Source organism: Paenibacillus sp. P4_E11, from assembly GCF_056401635.1.
This window is the reverse complement of the sequence record NZ_JBFUIX010000042.1, coordinates 26,943-43,373: the sequence shown is the minus strand read 5'-3', so window position 1 is coordinate 43,373 and position 16,431 is coordinate 26,943. Positions and strand designations below refer to the sequence as shown.

Here is a 16,431-nt window from a genome sequence, read left to right as displayed (position 1 = left end):
GGTGGTCTAAATACTATCACAAATATCAAATGAAAACCATTGGCTTGGAAGCGATCAGAGTAACAGAAAGACAAGCTGGTGAAGAAGGAGCACCAGGGCGGGTACTAAGAACCATTGTTCAACAGGCGATTTCTTTGCTTGTTGAAGGCGACGAAAGCAGCACATAGTAGCAGAAAGATTCCTGTGAATATAAACTTTTGGATAATGGTAAAGGGCAGCCAGCCTAACACGGAAGAGCCTGCAACAACACCTAGAGAGAAGAAGGCGTAAAAGTAACCATACGCTTTCCCGCGCATCTCTACTGATGTAGCTTTAATGAGTAACGTATTAATAGAGGGGAATAAGAAGGCGAAACCCACTCCATATAGACCTAACACGAAGTAAAGTGCTATTGTCGCCGTTGATTGGCTAATCAGAAGCTGGCTTACTCCCATTAAAGCAATTCCGATCGCCATCGTTCTTGACGGGGCAACATAATCGAATATACGACTAGTCGGAAGTACAAAGATCAGAATAGCAATGATCCCAAACGTGCTCATTAATGTGCCGCTAATTTTCGAATCATAGCCAAGTGTCAGAACATGCAGGGGTAACAAATAAGCAATCACGCCTTGAGAGAACATTAAGATAAAAGCACCCAAATAAGCTTTTATTACACCCGCATTGAAAATCGACCCTGAAGATGGTAGGACAGCATCGTTCTTCTCTTTCTTCGAGGGCTTGTACTTGCTGAGAAAAAGGGCAGACAGGATCGCAAGTAAAAACCCTAATAGAGCTACGTAAGTTAAGACAGTTGGTACGGAGGTTTTGCTTGCCATAATGCCGCTGAAAGCAGGGCCGATAATGGCGGCTAGTCCCACAAATGTACCGATGAAGGCTACTTTTTGGCCTTGTTGCTCGTTTACCGTAGTATTCGCAGAGAATGTAAACGCAGCTGGAACAATTAATCCGGCGACAAAACCATGTATGAGGCGAACGAGTATTAATAAGAAAGGTTGATCGACGAAATGATAAAGCAGCAGAGCGCCGCTTGTTAGAAGCAATCCGACCATTAGCATTTTGAAAGGCCCGACCTTATCCGTCATAATACCAGATACAATATTGCCTAACGTATTGGATAACGAATACAGCCCAATTACAAAACCTGCAAGAAACGAACTAGCACCAATGGATGTCGCGAATGTACTCATGACCGGCAGTTGTGAGAATAAATCAAAGAAAGAAAAGAACACGATACTGTACACGAGCAGGGCATAGTTGAAAGGCTTTACACGATATTTGGCCTGCGCTTTCTTCAGCTTCCCGTCCAGCAAAAAGTTGCCGAGTGGTACAAAAGCTGCGCATAGTGCTGCTGCAGACCAAAGCAGGCTCCACTTCAATCGCAATGCAGCATATAGTATCGCAAGTGTATATAGAATAAAAATCCCACCGTGAATGCTTCCTACAATCGTTACGGATTTGTCTATCCCCCATACATATTTCAAAGGCATTGCGATACTAAGTAAGACTAATAATGATATACCATCTAAAAGACCTGTTATACGTAAGAAGTAGATTGGATGTGACTGCACTTGTTATGCTCCTAATTATTAATGTGAACGAACGTACCCTATTGTAACATTTTATTGGGCGACAATAATAAGACGGAATGGGTTGGGATGTTGGTAATAACAGGAACACGGTCTAAAAAATGTGGTGGCGATCTCAGCAGGATCCCACATGAGAGCCACTCCATCCATGCAAATAATAAACTCCAAGTCTCAATTGACTTGGAGTTTGCCTCCTCTGAATTCTCTACCCCACATCTCACTTACTCGTTGCTTTCCGGATAATTGGGGCCACTTCCGTAGCTAACAGCTCTATGCTGGCTGCTACTTTCTTGAACGGTACACCGCCAATGTCGATCTGGGCAATGAAACGCTGATGCCCGAACAGCTCGTATTGACGAAGAATTTTCTCGGTGATTTGTTGAGGGCTTCCTACGAATAATGCGGTATCGGGCCCTGTCATTTGATCAAATTCGGCTCTGGATAGCTGGAATCCAGCCCCTCTCTGCCGATTCACATATGTCCAGTAATTCGAATAATAAGGAAAAAATTCGTCCTTCGCTTGCTGGGTTGTTTTCGAGATATACCCATGTCCCGTTATACTTACCTTAAGTTCTTCTCGAGCATGTCCTGCCTCGTTGCCGACTTGATGGTACAGTTCAACAAATGGCTTGAATCGCGCGGGATCACCACCGAGAATCGCAATGGCAAGCCCAACACCTAGTCGGCCCGCACGGGCAGCACTCTCCGGCGTTCCTCCTACACCAACCCATAGCGGCAACTGACGTTGTACAGGGCGCGGTGCAATCTCAGCATCATGTAAGGAAGAGCGGAAGTGACCCTTCCAAGAGATCGTGTCGGATTCGTTTAATTTTATGAATAAGTCCATATTTTCTGAGAACAGATAATCATAATCTTCCGTACTATACCCGAATAGTGGGAACGATTCCAGAAATGCTCCTCGGCCAGCGATGATCTCAGCACGTCCATCTGAGAGCAGATCCAAGGTAGCGAAGTCCTCGAACAGTCGCACAGGATCAACCGTGCTTAACACGGTCGTTGCGCTTGCCAGCTTGATATGTTGGGTCACCTGGGCAATGGCTGCGAGTACAACCGCAGGGGAAGATATAGCGTAGTCTAACCGGTGATGTTCGCCAACCCCGAATAGATCAAGTCCAGCCGCGTCCGCGAGTTTAGCAGCTTCGATTATTTCCTTTACACGTTGCTGGGCGCTCATCGCTGTGCCAGAATGAGGATCGTGTCCTATATCTCCCAGCGTATAGAGACCAATTTCCATTCCTGTTTTTGTGGATCCGATTGTCATTGGGATACCTCTCCGGATAGGGGATAACTGACAAGTTCATACTCACAGGCTTAGTCATTCGGACAACTGCCTCCTGCGGCTAGATGACCGGAGCGATTGATCTTGGTCTGCAAGTACTTTTCATTAAATTCCGAAACGTTGCCCCACAGCGGAACTCTCCCCGCTACATCCATACCTGAGTTTTTCAAGGCGTCTAGTTTTTTAGGATTATTCGTAATCAGCGTAACCGGCTTAGAACGAAGAACTTTTAACACTTGAATCGCATCACTGTAGTTCCGGGCATCATCCACAAAACCAAGATTCAAATTGGCCTCCACGGTGTCAAACCCGTTCTCTTGAAGGACATAAGCCATGGCTTTACTGAATAGACCGATACCTCTTCCTTCATGATTGGCTAGATAGAATAAGGCGCCCGTCCCATGCTCCGCGATCATCTTCAGGGATTGTTCCAGTTGGAACCCGCAATCGCACCGCTGGCTGCCGAATATATCTCCCGTATGGCAGATGGAGTGCATCCGAATAAGCGCGTCCTCGTTATCTTGGAAATCGCCATACACCAATACGCTCGATTGCTGCATTTCAGCTAGATTGATGGAAGATAACTTGTCAATGATTCGTTCGAAGTGATCGGTCACTTCTTCACACTGCAACCAACAATACCATTGAAACATGACGGATGCACCATCTAAGTTCACAGGCAACTGTATGGGCCCCACCAAGTACAGAGCTTCTTTACCATTATGAATCATTTTTATTTTCTTTTCCAAGATGGAAATTACTTTCTCTTGAAGAGCTGACATGAGATCCCCCCTTACATTCTAATACACAATATTCCTCAGCAATTGAAACTATATGTGTAGATCCACGCAATTCACCAAATTCCAAAAAAAATAGAACCGCCCGAATCGGGGCGCTCCTGAAGGATTGGTCGGATGAAAAATGTGAACAATTCGGTACACTCATGAAAAAATTGCTGGACGTTTCACCTAGTCGACTATACGGTTCTCGATCAACTGGGTGTATTTCTCATACCAGATTTCCCATTCGGTCTTACGCGATTCCAGTACGCTACCATCCAGCAAAGCGGCAATGACATCCAAGCATACATGCCAGCCAGCTAGATCCTTTGGCGTATGAGCTGTAATCTTATTTATCTTTTCAATTAAAACCAACCGACACCCCTCAGACTCTGGATATAGCTCAAAACGAACAAAATCTTCGGCCCATGTATATTCCAAAACGGAATACGCTTTAAGCTCGATGATTTCCATCTCCAGAAACGTACCGTCCTGCATGTTAAACTTAATCGTCCCTCCTTCTCGGTGGTCGTCAACCCGTAACTCAGGAAACCATTTTGCTAATTGATCATTCTCCGTCAAATAGGACCATACTTCCTCAACAGAGTGCTTCAGATGACGCTCGAAACGGGCTATATATCCATTATCGACTTGTTGTACACTAGCTAACATGCTACACCTCCTCGGCGATGTGTTTTAATTTCCATTCTAAAGACCCAATATCAGATACCATATGTGCAATCTGGCGAATCGTTTCCGCCTCTATTGTATCTTCTCCGATTTCTTTCATAAAATCATCGAATTTCATCGCGACTCCTCCTCCTCGTCAAATCTCTGTCCCTTGCTCCGATTCCACCGATGCCTTGGCATGGTGAAGCTGTTCGCCCCAAGCTTTCATGGCAAGAATGATAGGCTCCAGCGTTCTACCGAATTCGGTCAGCGAGTATTCCACTTTGGGCGGGACTACTTTATATACTTCCCGGTGGATGATCCCATCGCGTTCGAGCTCGCGCAGTTGCAAGGTAAGCATGAACTGAGTAAGTCGGGGATAGAGCCGGCGAAATTCATTGAACCTCTTCGTTCCGCCTATCAGATGATACAGAATAATTCCTTTCCACTTGCCCCCAATGACGCTTAAGGTGGCTTCTACCGGGCAATCTCTCGCTTGGTCACACGGTTCATTCTTGCCCTCGCGATCTCCCATAACCCGAATCACTCCAATAGTATGATTTTTAGTACTAAATACTAAAAAACTGCGTACTTATGCAATTTCATTATACATTGTACAATTCAGTTGCAACATACCCCACCTCGAAAGGAAGAATGCAATGAGCCTTCAACAAACCATGAAGAGTGTCGGGTTTTACCGCTCTCTTCCGTTATCCGATAAGGAAAGTCTCCTGGACCTGGAGACCGACAAACCTTCCCCGACAGGGAGAGATATTCTTGTCAAGATTATGGCCATATCCGTCAACCCGGCGGACGTCAAAAATCGGGCAGGAGGGTATGATGGGAAGGGAACGCCCAAAATCATCGGTTGGGATGCAGCCGGAATCGTCGAGCAGGTCGGACCGGACTGCACGTTGTTTCGGCCAGGCGATGAAGTCTATTATGCGGGCGACATCGCGCGGCCGGGTTGCTACAGCGAATTCCATCTGGTCGACGAACGGATCGTGGGGAAGAAGCCGACAAGCCTGAACTTTGCGCAGGCCGCGGCGATGCCATTGACGTCGATAACCGCATGGGAAGGGCTGTATCATCGGTTGGGGATCAGCCGCAACGCGAAGGACAATCAAGGCCAATCGATTCTGATCATCGGCGCGGCAGGAGGCGTTGGGTCCATCGCCACTCAGCTCGCCAAGCTTGCCGGATTGACCGTCATCGGAACGTCTTCAAGACCGGAGTCTTCGCAATGGAGTAAGGATCACGGGGCCGACTACATCATCGATCATAAGCAACCTTTTGCCCCACAGCTTAAGGAACTCGGTATTGACGCCATCGACACCATATTCTGTCTGAACGATACGGCTGGACATTGGGAGAACATGGCCGACAGCATTAAGCCGCAAGGCAAAATATGCGCGATCGTGCCCGCCACTCAACCGGTCAACCTGGACGCCATGTTCTACAAAAGCGTCTCGTTCCATTGGGAGCTCATGTTCACGCGAGCCATGTACCAGACGGAAGATATGCTCGAGCAGCATCATCTGTTGAATGCGCTAGCCGACCTAATTGATGCGGGGCAAGTGAAGTGCACCCTGACGCAGCGTCTGGAGCCGATCAATGCGGCTAATCTGAGACTGGCCCACGAGAAGGTAGCGGCTGGGGATATGATCGGGAAGCTCGTATTGGAGCGTTTCTAAGCATTCAAGAAGAGAAATGCCGAGACAGCAAATAAACTCGTCCCATGCACTGGGCGAGTTTATTTGTTCCGTTCATTTTAACCCGCTCCAGCCTGTTTCCTTGCCAACTGAACAGTGCCCGTACTGGTTGGTTTCTTACTTAAGCATGACTAGGTAGTGCAACTACCTTGATACTTTGGCAGCGCCGGGTGCAACTTATGGAATACTGCTGGCTTGGTTAGACTGAGTCTCTCCGATTGGTCGTACGTGCCGAAGCCGCGTAACGACAAGGACGATGATAACAAGCATGATGGCGCCGCTGGCTGCCGCAACGGTGTGCATCCCGCTCGTAAAGGCTTCGCGTGCCCCCGTGAGCAGTGCCTTGCCGACTTGTTCTGAGAGGCCTTCCGCTATAGTCGTGGCACCGGCCAAGCTGTCGCGGGAAGCTTGTACCGCGGACGCCGGCAAGTCGGTGGGAATAGAGTTCGCCACCTGGTTGCGATAAACGACCGTGCCGATGCTGCCCAAGACTGCGATACCTAGCGCGAAGGCGAATTCGCCGCTGGTTTGCAGCATGGAGGCCGCCGATCCTGCCTTCTCCGGCGGGGCTGAGCCGATGATAAGGTCGCTGGACAGGCTCGGGAGCGGGGCTGCACCTAAATTGAAGCAGATGTACCCGAGCACCAGAAACGTGAGACCTGACTCAACCCCCACCTGGGTCAGCAGAAAACAGCCCGCGGTCGATACCAATAGACCCGTTCCGATAAGGCGGGCCGGTCGGATCCGGCGTGCGATTAGCGGTGAGAAAAACATACCGACCATCGAGGCAATTACCCCAGAGAGCATATACAACCCTGCCTGAAGCGGCGACATTCCTTGTACGAATTGGAGGTACTGCGCGATGAAGAGCATGGTCGCTCCTGTCAGTGTAATACCGAACATGCCCCCCAGTGCAGCGCTGAATCCGGGACTCGTGAACAGTCGCAGGTCCAGCAGGGGACTCGTCAACCTGCGCTGCCGCGACACGAACACCGTGCCGAGGACGACGCCCGCCAGTATTAACAGTGTAGGCACCATCTGCAGACCGTGCTTGGCGATTTCCTTGAGGCCGTATATGACGGGCAGGATGGCGCCCAGCGATAACGCGACACTGGTCAAATCCAACCGGCTGGATTCGGGGTGCCGGTATTCGGGCAGCAACATGGGTCCGGTTATTAGTAGAAGCAACATGACCGGCACACCCAGAAGGAACACCGAGCCCCACCAGAAGTGATCCAACATGATACCTCCAACTACCGGCCCGAGGGCCATTCCGCCCATAGAGCACGTTAACCAAATGCCGATGGCAAAGGAGCGCTGCTTATGGTCACGGAACATGTTGCTAATCAAGGCTAGAGTAGAAGGCGATACAGTCGCTCCGGCTATACCGAGTATTGCGCGGGCCGCAATGAGCATCTCAGCGCTTCGAGAGAATGCAGCCAATATCGAGGCTATCATGAATGCGCTCCCGCCGATCAACAGCAGTTTGCGGCGGCCGATCCGATCTCCCAGCGTCCCCATGGTGATCAAGAACCCGGCGAGCATGAATCCGTAGATGTCGATGATCCACAACTGCTGAGCGCTATCGGCGCCGAGGTCGGCACCAATGTGCGGCAGTGCGAGAATCATTACCGAGAGATCAATCGAGACGAGAAGGGCGGGCAAGGCCAGTACCGCGAGCCCGATCCATTCACGCATGCCGGCCTTCATCTCATTTCCATGCAAGGCGTTCTTCATTCGTTCTGCAGCTCCAAGCCCAGCTTATCTAACATCAATTTTGTGCCGTGCTCGCGTTGTTCTGGTATATCGTGACCATCCAAGAAAGCTCCTTGTTCGGTGTAGATGAGTTGAGTGCCGTTGCCTGATCGCCTTATTTCTACTGTTGTCACGGAGACTGAGATCCGTGTCTCTCCTTGGTCCAGGGTGTAAGTATAAACGATGCGACTGTCCTGAACGATCTCTTGATAGCAAGCGTCGAAAGTGTAAATCGGACCATTCGGCGGGCCGCCGCGGTTGATTTCTCGACCACCAACCCGAAAGTCGAACTCGTCGGCTTTCGGGAACCACTGGGCTTTGGCCGACGGGTCCGACCAGGCGGAGAATACCCGCTCGGGCGATGCATTATAATTTCTCTCGATAACAAAGGTAGAGTGCTTTACAGATCGTTCATTCATGGTTTTAATTTGTCCTCCCTTGGGAAGCGTCATCTGGATGCTCGCCAAGATAATCGTCAAGTCGGTCGAGATGGGATTCCCAGCTCGCTTCCCGCTCGGCAAAATATTTATGGTGGCTCGTCCTCATGGCGCTCAATATTTTGGTGAATTCTTGACCTTCAGACGCTCAATTTGAAGGGAAACAATGTCGAACAGGCTGAAATGATTGCCGGCAATAACGGATTTGACCTGATCCAACGACAAGCCGAGCTCCTTCAATCACAAGTTCTCCAACTTTCCACTCCCGTTTCATGATCATCCCCTTTTTTCGCGCGAGGTTTTTACCGGTATCCACATCATAAGACATTACGTTACGTAAGTTTCAAGTGCAAAATGAAATTTTTTAAAATATTTGCATGAAAATGAGGTGTTAAGAAATAAAGAAGAGTGCGAAGCCATCTTGGCTCTGCACTCTTCCACTTGTTAAACCTCGCCCCAGTACACCTCGGTCTCATAGTCAAAAAACACTTGGCCATCCTGTTGGTTCCGTTCAAATACTTCCCTTAGTTCGTTTACCATAGGTTCGTAACTCGGATCACCAGGTACAGGACTATAGGATGACGACAGTAATCGACCCCTCAGACTTTCAAAGTCAAACGCTTGTTGGTTAGTGAACCTTGCTTCTTGCATTTCCCCTGATTTGAAAAAAGAGGCCAGGTCCTCTGGCGTAATGTTTTTTTGACTAACTACTAGGTAATCGGTGCCGAATGTATGAAGGAGTCGATCATACGCTTCCCGAAAAGGCGTGCCCTGAGTAAGCCGCGAATTCCAGATCAAAACGACCTTCCCACCTGGCTTCAGAATACGATGGAACTCCGCACGCGAAGCGACGCGATCGAACCAATGAAACGCTTGCGCGCAAACGATAAAATCAACGGATTGGTCTGGCAGTCCAGTCACCTCAGCAGATCCCGACACAACGCGATAATGGGGTTCCCCCGCAAGCTCTTTCTCTGCAGCTTCTCGCATCGCTTGATTCGGTTCGACGGCAGTAACATGACTCCCACGCTCCAGCAGCAACTTTGAAAAAATACCGGTTCCTGCACCGATGTCCGCTACCTCACTATTCAACTGCAACCCAACGATGTCGTACAAATAATCAATGGCTTCTTGCGGATAGCTCGGGCGGTACTTCACATACGAATCGACCCGGTTTGAAAATCGTTCTTTGCTATTCATTAAGAATCACTCTCCCACCATGAAATTAGACGCATAGTTTCATCAGATGAAAACGAGTTTCATTAATAATATTGTATAGTAAGCGAGAGAAAATAGCCAGCATTATCTCTACATCCAGACCTCTGAATCCTAAAATATCTGCATACAGCTCGACGTCTTCATTCGCCATAAGCCCGCGGCAGCGATGGCCGTTTATTACGAGCAGCCATACAAGTCGTCGGTATTCATTCACCAACGACTTGTATGGCTGCTTTTTTCATTCATTCTTCATTTTTTAGCAAGGAACTGGTAAATGTCCTTAGTCAGGAACGCATTCTTTTTATTCTGCTCGTACCATTTCGCATACCATTCGAAGGTCTGGTTTTGTCCGATCTTCTGCTTCAAACTCTTGAGATCGTTCATCGCCTGGTCAACCGAATAGCTGCCGCCGCTGACTACGGTCTTGGCAATAAGATCCTTGCTTTGTTGGGTCCAGTCGTTATTGATTTTTAACAAATCGGCCGGAAGCGTGGGCATATGCTCACTATGCGTAAACGTGTACAGCGGCACTGCGGGATTCTCGTATAAGTCACGCGTTTCTTTTCTGATCACACTCCATTCCTCGGCATAAGGAATTTCCTTGTTAACCACAGGAAGGTTGCATATCTCTTTGGAATCGATCGTTGTCGCCATCATATTCAGATCGGTGTTATAGTTGATTTCGATTTTACGCAAATCCGGATTAATCGCTCTAGGACAGCCAAGCTCGTCGTTTTTCCAATGTACGTTTTCCGTGCCGAATCTGATCATTTTCCAAGTCGGTTCAGCCATCATGAAGTCGATCGTTTTCACTGCGGCGACCGGATCCTTCGAGCCTGCATACACCACGGTCGTCATCTGAAGCGGATTAGACATCCGAAACGTGTATTGTCCGAAGTCAGTCTTCGGCAGCAGCATAGGGGCGATCGTAGCAGCCGAATTCGCTCCGCGGAGCGCCGTTAATAAGTCGACATTCGCGTTGTCAGCCACATAGATTCCGAGTTTACCGGACAAAAAGTCTTTCTTAGCTTTCTCTCCGTTCTTGTCTGTCAAATAATCGCGATCGACAACGCCTTCTTCGAACAGTCGTTTCTTGAACGAAACGGCCGCTTTCATTCTCGCATCATCTTCCACAAGCTTGCCGTCTTGAATGAACATCGTGTTGCCGAACATGGCGTCAATCGATTCATCCCCCAGATAGGCGAGTGAATAGCCGTACGTATCCTTCTTCCCGTTGCCGTCCGGATCTTTCTCTGTGAACGCCTTCGCCACGACCAGCAGCTCATCCAGCGTTTTCGGGATTTGTAGCGAAAGTTTTTTTAACCAGTCGGTGCGGATAAATAAGGCTATTTGTACGGAGCTCGGGGAAACCCGCCCTACCTCGTACAATTTGCCGTCAGGCTTTGTCCCAATCTGGCGCATGATCGGATACTTTTCCAGCATTTTGCTGTAGTTCGGCGCATGTTGCTTGATCAGATCCTCCAACGGCAGCAGTTGCTTCTGGCTATACAGTTGATCCCGATAACCCGTATCAAATTCGTTGATCACGTCCGGAGCATCTCCAGAAGCAAACAGCGTATTAAACTTCTGCTTCGATTCGAACCTCGGGATGGCGACGAATTCGACATCAGCCGGACCGTTCTCGTTAATCCATTTCGTCCAGCGGTTGCTCGTAGCCGTCCCTTCTGCGGGCGGAGTGTTGCCACGGTCGTAGAGGGACATTTTGATCTTGCCCCGTTTCATCGGCGTCGACGACACCGCTCCCTCTTTGGCTGGCGAGGCGGAGGCTCCGCTCCCCTTTTCGTCCGATTTACCACAAGCCGCAAGTAACGTCCCTGCCGCCAACACGACAGCCATTGTCGTTAATGTACTTTTCGTCATCTTCCCTACCATATGTTTTCCCCCTTTTGTGAGTAACCGACCGCTATGGATCGGGTTATCCTTTGATAGCACCTAGCATTACACCTTTCACAAAATATTTTTGCAGAAGAGGATATACGATCAACATCGGCAGCGTCATGATCACAATGCCTCCAGCTTTCACGGCCTCAGGTGCCATATTCTTCAGATCTTCCGGCTGCAAGGCAATCGTCTGGATCAACATACTCTGACTCTGCACCATCTGCTGAACGAATACGGTCAAATTCATCTTCTCGGCATCATTGATGAATAGGAGCACGCTCAAGAAGGAGTTCCAGTAGCCGACAGCTAAGAATAGGCAAATCGTTGCGATAACAGGCAAGGATAGAGGAAGCATGATTTGCGCAAGAAGCCGCCATTCCCCACAGCCATCGATACGCGCAGCCTCCTCAATTTCGACGGGAATCCCATCGAAATGGGTCCGCATGATCAACAGATTATACGCGCCGACCAACCCCGGGAGCCATAGCGACCAGTAGGTGTCGATCAGGCCGAGGCTTTTCATCAGAAGAAAGTTGGGGATCAACCCGCCGCTGAACATCATCGTAAACACCATCGCCAGCGTAATAAATTTGCGTCCGTAGCAGTATTTACGCGACAACGCATAAGCAGCAAGCGTAGTGCAGAACAAGCTTAATGCGGTTCCTCCCAATGTGATCTGCAAGCTGTTCAGAAACGAGGGGATGACTCTAGTGCCGAGGAACAGTGTTTTATAAGCTTCTACATTGAAATGAATCGGCCACAACCAGACGAATCCTGAATCGATAGCCGCCGAATCGCTGAACGATACAGCGATAATGTTGATTAACGGAATGAGACAGCTGACGGCCGCCAGCAGCAGAATTGCATGTACTAAGGCATTGAACCATTTCCCCGCGGAAGTCTCTCTCACGCCTTCCACCTCCTTTCATGCCGGTTACCATAGGCTTTGGTTGAACTTACGGGCAATGCTGTTGGCGGCCAACACCAACACGAAGCCTACCAGTGACTCGAACAACCCCATCGCAGCGGGAACGCCGAATTCGCCCCCCTGAATTCCCGTCTTGAACGTGTACGTGCTGATGACTTCCGAGATATCGGCGACAACCCGATTCTGCATCACATAGATTTGGTCGAAACCGACCTCCATCACACGACCTACCCCCAGAATCAGTAGCAAAATGATCGTAGGCCGAATGCCTGGAAGCGAAACATGCCACATCTGCCGCCATTTGCCGGCACCGTCCATTGCCGTCGATTCATACAAGCTCGGATCGATCGTCGTAAGTGCCGCCAAATAAATGATCGCGGAAAAGCCAGCTTCTTTCCAAATCCCTGAACTTAGATACACGGCGGTCCATGTGAACGGTTTGTAGAGAAAGGGATACCGTTCGCCGGTCAGCTTCTCGAGAATGTCGTTCACCATGCCGGAATCTTGTGAGAACAAGGTGATAAAGATGCCACCAACAATGACCCAGGAGAGGAAATGCGGCAAATACAGAAGGGTTTGTACCCATTTCTTGAACCACATCTTCCGGACTTCGTTCAGCAGTAAAGCAACCAGTATCGGAAATGGAAACCCGACAAAACTAAGTAAACTTAGCGTGAACGTATTCCGGATAATCTTCCATCCTTGTGGGTTGTTAAACAAATAATCAAAGTGCTTGAGTCCGACCCATGGACTCCCCCAGATTCCATCCCAAAAGTTATAATCCTTGAAGGCAAGGACGACCCCACCCATTGGTGCGTACTTGAATACGAGAAAACAAAAAATGGCGGGAGTCAGCATGAGATAGAGCGGAATATTTTGCTTCAGTACCTTGCTGCCCCGCTTCTTCATATCTCTTGTTCGACCCGGCACTTCCATTTCCAACGCTGTTTGTTTTGAAGATACTTGCATGAGACCTCACCTCCTATGACGCCCTGCCGAGCGTGGTATCGCATCGTTGTAATCGTTTCTGTCCCGCTCACAACTCAACACTACCTCAGAGTCCGTCGGCGCGGCAATTCACACATTTAGACCCGATGCACAACTTCAATAATCAGCAACAACCCTTGATTCGCAGGCATCCGAACATCTTTGTCGACATCTTGCGACACCTGTCGACATGCCATGCACAGTTTTTACACAAGACTCTGTTTCCACACTTTCTGAATCGAGAACAAAAAAAAGACCGGTTTCACAGGGACTTAGTTGATCTTTCCCTGAATCGGTCGTCTTCGTCCTTAGATGGTTAAGCTTGCTGGAACTCCTTGCGGTAATCACCAGGTGTTCGGCCCACTAGTTTCTTGAATACTCGGATAAATGAAAAGGTATGCGTGTACCCGACCCTCACTGCGATTTCCTGGATGGGCTCGGATGTGGTGACCAGCAAATATTTGGCTTGTTCGATTCGCAAACCAGCCAAGTAATCAATAAATTTCTCACCGAATTCTTCTTTGAACAAGCGGCTCAAATAATTCGGTGTCAGCTTGAACTTCTCACTTAGCATGACGAGCGAGAAGTCGGCATTGTTATATTCGCTCTCTATATACGCTTTCACTTGGTCAATCAGATCGTGCTGGCTTCGCTGCACCCGAAGTAAATCCAGCCTCTGATAGGCATCCTTCAGAATACCATGCAACTCTTCCTCCAATTCATCTATCGTGTCGAAGGCCACTATCCATTCATTAATGGGATTCATTGCATATTCTCGCCAACATTCCAGATATTCTGCGGACAACCCCGACATTTCCTTGTAAAAGTGAAATAACAAATAATTCATCAGATTGGCAACTTGTTCCCGCGATAATAGCTGTATGCGAACTTCTCCAAACAGGGCTTTATAATGGCGTTCCCAGTCGGCTTCGCCGAGCCGATAAGAATGGACCAGTTCACGAATATAGGGAAGGGATCGGAATATTTCTTCGGTCGACTTGTTATTGATAGCCTCGAATTCAATGACGCTGCTGGCTCCGAGCGTTGTCTTATAGCCGAGTGCTTCTAAAGCTTCTTCATAGGAACTTGATACCCTATTAATGCCCGACACTTTCGTTCCAAGTCCACAAGTGATCGTAATCGCCGCATTTTTGTCGATCCAATTCACCGTTTTACGCATGATCTCTCGCAACGGATCACCGGCTGCAGTCTCATTCGGCAGTTGACAGACGACGCATAACCGATGTTTTTCGATCCATTCTGGACAGATCGGGATGCCCACGTTCTGAGTCAGTTCCTGAACGACGTTATCAATGATGAATTTAATCAAATATTGATCCTTATTGTTGTAAGTGGAGGTGAAAGACGCATACTTATCGATTTCGATAATAGCGACCCTATAATGATCGTACGCTTCTTGAAATCCGAACTGCGATAACTCCCTCTCCCATTCCCCTTCCTTCCGAAGCTGCGTGCCAGTTAGTAATTCTTCGAACAAATATCGCCGACGGTAGCTGAAATTCTCGTCGTTCTCTAGCCGATACTTCCCGAATTGTTCAAGCAGATGATCAAGCAGGTTATCAATAATTTTGAATTCATCGTGCTTGACTTGTCCAAGGATATGGGGTCTCTGTAACGGAACGGATGAGAGCCGCTCCAGAAGCGACTGAATCGGCTTGTAATTCTGCCGACTCGCGTATACGATCCATAATGCACCCGCCAGAACCGTGATGATGCCGATCCCCATCCAGAATGCATTGAGGTTCACCAGAAAACGAAAAACGACGCCGTCTACAAATCCGCTACGGATCGTCCAACCTGTGTAGTCCGATTTCATTACGGTAAAATCTTTCCGATCTACGCTAGCTCCTCCGTCTACTGTGTGTTCACCAATGATGGTTTCTCCGCTGGCATCAAGCAGGTGGAGATAACTGAATTTAGAACGGGCCACATTGCTGACGAGGGTAGAGAGTGTATGTACTTTAATATTGACAACCAGTATCCCATCCGTGCCAAGCGGCAATGGCATACGCTTAACCAGGGACACGACTGGCGTTGTTATCCCGGCGTTATCGATATACTTACGACCGATGCTCCAGCGATTCACAGGGGGAGCGGCTATTATAGCATTCATATAAGGGCTGTTGGTGAATTGATTGAGCGTCAGCATCGACATATCGCTTAAGACGATCTGATCACGGTCGCGATACAAATAGACCGAATCGATCTCGCTGAAACTGTCGCGTAGCAGGATCAATTTCTTGTACACGTCGCGGTCGTTGAGGTAGCGGTTGGGGCTCGATGGAGACACGCTGTAAAAATCGATGACAGACTGTTCATCGAGAAATGTCTGCACGATATATTGTTCGATCGACCGTAGCTTGGAATCGACAACTTGCATCGTATTCTCCGCATAGATCTCGTTAGCCTTTAACGCCTGCTGCTTGGACAACTCACTCATGGTGACAAAGAATATCCACAACAACACGATAATAACGAGAATGAAAACGGGCAGATAAGCAAATACAAGACGATTTCCCCACTTTTTTCTCATGCCCGCATCCCCCTTTACCTTGGTACAAGGTACAACGATTCAGATGAACAAGTCAATACTCAATTAGGTGAATGATGCACATATAGAAGAAAGTAAGAAAAACCGTCCGGTTCCCGGACGGTCCTTGGTCGTTGAGTTTAGTTAGCGTGTGGAGGGCAGGTAGAGGGGTTACGACCGCTGTTGAAATCTTGTGCTTTGGATTGGAGATGGTTAAGGGTAGCACAATCTTTCAAAGGCGGGCGCTTCGCTTCTCCACCCCCTCTACCTGCCCCTCTTTTGAGCTACTTTCGATCAAGACGTTACGTTCTCCGCACGCTCCGCGTCCGGTTTTGCAGGTCGTACATTTTCTATCCGGTATTCGTATCCATTTACACCTTTGTAGTAGTCCGGGTACATCTCACCCCCACAGTTCTCACAGCTGAACTTCGGGGGTACACTCGGATCCCCGCCATCCACCGTAGAGATCCGCGTAGGTAATTGAAAGACGACCTTAACCCCCATAAAAAGGGAATTAAGGTCGTCTTTTTGATTCATGTTCCTTAGCTGCTTCGAAAAACTACAAGTTCTTCAGTGGCCTCGAATTGCCCCAGCGGCCCTTTTG

At 48.7% G+C, this 16,431-nt stretch carries 16 protein-coding genes; 1 reads left to right on the top strand and 15 read right to left on the bottom strand.

Features of this window, described 5'->3' with window-relative positions; genetic code table 11:
- Positions 1 to 104: 104 nt before the first annotated feature.
- The 6 genes from AC1DWB_RS17045 to AC1DWB_RS17020 all read right to left on the bottom strand — a co-directional run bounded on the left by AC1DWB_RS17045 (position 105) and on the right by AC1DWB_RS17020 (position 4,872).
- Positions 105 to 1,571, bottom strand: coding sequence for an MFS transporter (locus AC1DWB_RS17045; RefSeq protein ID WP_477542278.1), 1,467 nt, complete (start codon positions 1,569 to 1,571; stop codon positions 105 to 107).
- A gap of 235 nt (positions 1,572 to 1,806) precedes the next feature.
- Positions 1,807 to 2,871, bottom strand: a complete 1,065-nt coding sequence (locus AC1DWB_RS17040; protein WP_477542277.1) for an LLM class flavin-dependent oxidoreductase — start codon at positions 2,869 to 2,871, stop codon at positions 1,807 to 1,809.
- A gap of 50 nt (positions 2,872 to 2,921) precedes the next feature.
- A complete protein-coding gene (locus AC1DWB_RS17035; protein ID WP_477542276.1) occupies positions 2,922 to 3,671 on the bottom strand; it encodes a GTP cyclohydrolase II in 750 nt (249 codons plus the stop codon).
- A 186-nt stretch (positions 3,672 to 3,857) separates the two neighbouring features.
- On the bottom strand, positions 3,858 to 4,340 hold the full coding sequence (locus tag AC1DWB_RS17030; RefSeq protein ID WP_477542275.1) for an SRPBCC family protein: 483 nt from the start codon (positions 4,338 to 4,340) through the stop codon (positions 3,858 to 3,860).
- A gap of 1 nt (position 4,341) precedes the next feature.
- Complete coding sequence (locus tag AC1DWB_RS17025; protein ID WP_477542274.1) at positions 4,342 to 4,476, bottom strand: hypothetical protein; 135 nt, start codon at positions 4,474 to 4,476, stop codon at positions 4,342 to 4,344.
- 18 nt (positions 4,477 to 4,494) lie between these two features.
- A complete protein-coding gene (locus tag AC1DWB_RS17020) occupies positions 4,495 to 4,872 on the bottom strand; it encodes a winged helix-turn-helix transcriptional regulator (protein WP_477542273.1) in 378 nt (125 codons plus the stop codon).
- 124 nt (positions 4,873 to 4,996) lie between these two features.
- Between AC1DWB_RS17020 and AC1DWB_RS17015 the strand changes: the two genes are divergently transcribed.
- Positions 4,997 to 6,031 carry a zinc-binding alcohol dehydrogenase family protein gene (locus AC1DWB_RS17015; protein ID WP_477542272.1) on the top strand — a complete coding sequence of 345 codons (1,035 nt, stop codon included), beginning with the start codon at positions 4,997 to 4,999 and terminating at the stop codon, positions 6,029 to 6,031.
- A 195-nt stretch (positions 6,032 to 6,226) separates the two neighbouring features.
- Here AC1DWB_RS17015 and AC1DWB_RS17010 read toward each other — a convergent pair whose 3' ends face one another.
- The 9 genes from AC1DWB_RS17010 to AC1DWB_RS16970 all read right to left on the bottom strand — a co-directional run bounded on the left by AC1DWB_RS17010 (position 6,227) and on the right by AC1DWB_RS16970 (position 16,364).
- Positions 6,227 to 7,786, bottom strand: coding sequence for an MFS transporter (locus AC1DWB_RS17010; RefSeq protein WP_477542271.1), 1,560 nt, complete (start codon positions 7,784 to 7,786; stop codon positions 6,227 to 6,229).
- The gene (locus AC1DWB_RS17005) at positions 7,783 to 8,223 is read right to left on the bottom strand and encodes an SRPBCC family protein (RefSeq protein ID WP_477542270.1); all 441 of its coding nucleotides are present in this window, start codon (positions 8,221 to 8,223) and stop codon (positions 7,783 to 7,785) included. Before AC1DWB_RS17005 ends, AC1DWB_RS17010 begins: the two co-directional genes overlap by 4 nt.
- 132 nt (positions 8,224 to 8,355) lie before the next feature.
- Positions 8,356 to 8,481, bottom strand: a complete 126-nt coding sequence (locus AC1DWB_RS17000; protein ID WP_477542269.1) for a hypothetical protein — start codon at positions 8,479 to 8,481, stop codon at positions 8,356 to 8,358.
- A gap of 204 nt (positions 8,482 to 8,685) precedes the next feature.
- Positions 8,686 to 9,441, bottom strand: coding sequence for a class I SAM-dependent methyltransferase (locus tag AC1DWB_RS16995; RefSeq protein ID WP_477542268.1), 756 nt, complete (start codon positions 9,439 to 9,441; stop codon positions 8,686 to 8,688).
- Positions 9,442 to 9,708: 267 nt separating this feature from the next.
- Positions 9,709 to 11,352, bottom strand: coding sequence for an extracellular solute-binding protein (locus AC1DWB_RS16990; RefSeq protein ID WP_477542267.1), 1,644 nt, complete (start codon positions 11,350 to 11,352; stop codon positions 9,709 to 9,711).
- A gap of 43 nt (positions 11,353 to 11,395) precedes the next feature.
- Complete coding sequence (locus AC1DWB_RS16985) at positions 11,396 to 12,271, bottom strand: carbohydrate ABC transporter permease (RefSeq protein ID WP_477542266.1); 876 nt, start codon at positions 12,269 to 12,271, stop codon at positions 11,396 to 11,398.
- Positions 12,272 to 12,295: 24 nt separating this feature from the next.
- Entirely contained in the window at positions 12,296 to 13,258 is a 963-nt protein-coding gene (locus AC1DWB_RS16980) for an ABC transporter permease (protein WP_477542265.1), read from the bottom strand.
- 334 nt (positions 13,259 to 13,592) lie between these two features.
- On the bottom strand, positions 13,593 to 15,830 hold the full coding sequence (locus tag AC1DWB_RS16975) for a helix-turn-helix domain-containing protein (RefSeq protein WP_477542264.1): 2,238 nt from the start codon (positions 15,828 to 15,830) through the stop codon (positions 13,593 to 13,595).
- 291 nt (positions 15,831 to 16,121) lie between these two features.
- A complete protein-coding gene (locus AC1DWB_RS16970; RefSeq protein WP_477542263.1) occupies positions 16,122 to 16,364 on the bottom strand; it encodes a hypothetical protein in 243 nt (80 codons plus the stop codon).
- Between the last annotated feature and the right edge of the window lie 67 nt (positions 16,365 to 16,431).

Coding starts and splice junctions, on each gene's coding strand:
- AC1DWB_RS17040 (WP_477542277.1), bottom strand. CDS start 2,871: ATGACAATCGGATCCACAAAAACAGGAATGGAAATTGGTCTCTATACG.
- AC1DWB_RS17035 (WP_477542276.1), bottom strand. CDS start 3,671: ATGTCAGCTCTTCAAGAGAAAGTAATTTCCATCTTGGAAAAGAAAATA.
- AC1DWB_RS17030 (WP_477542275.1), bottom strand. CDS start 4,340: ATGTTAGCTAGTGTACAACAAGTCGATAATGGATATATAGCCCGTTTC.
- AC1DWB_RS17025 (WP_477542274.1), bottom strand. CDS start 4,476: ATGAAATTCGATGATTTTATGAAAGAAATCGGAGAAGATACAATAGAG.
- AC1DWB_RS17020 (WP_477542273.1), bottom strand. CDS start 4,872: ATGGGAGATCGCGAGGGCAAGAATGAACCGTGTGACCAAGCGAGAGAT.
- AC1DWB_RS17015 (WP_477542272.1), top strand. CDS start 4,997: ATGAGCCTTCAACAAACCATGAAGAGTGTCGGGTTTTACCGCTCTCTT.
- AC1DWB_RS17010 (WP_477542271.1), bottom strand. CDS start 7,786: ATGAAGAACGCCTTGCATGGAAATGAGATGAAGGCCGGCATGCGTGAA.
- AC1DWB_RS17005 (WP_477542270.1), bottom strand. CDS start 8,223: ATGAATGAACGATCTGTAAAGCACTCTACCTTTGTTATCGAGAGAAAT.
- AC1DWB_RS16995 (WP_477542268.1), bottom strand. CDS start 9,441: ATGAATAGCAAAGAACGATTTTCAAACCGGGTCGATTCGTATGTGAAG.
- AC1DWB_RS16990 (WP_477542267.1), bottom strand. CDS start 11,352: ATGGTAGGGAAGATGACGAAAAGTACATTAACGACAATGGCTGTCGTG.
- AC1DWB_RS16980 (WP_477542265.1), bottom strand. CDS start 13,258: ATGCAAGTATCTTCAAAACAAACAGCGTTGGAAATGGAAGTGCCGGGT.
- AC1DWB_RS16975 (WP_477542264.1), bottom strand. CDS start 15,830: ATGAGAAAAAAGTGGGGAAATCGTCTTGTATTTGCTTATCTGCCCGTT.
- AC1DWB_RS16970 (WP_477542263.1), bottom strand. CDS start 16,364: ATGAATCAAAAAGACGACCTTAATTCCCTTTTTATGGGGGTTAAGGTC.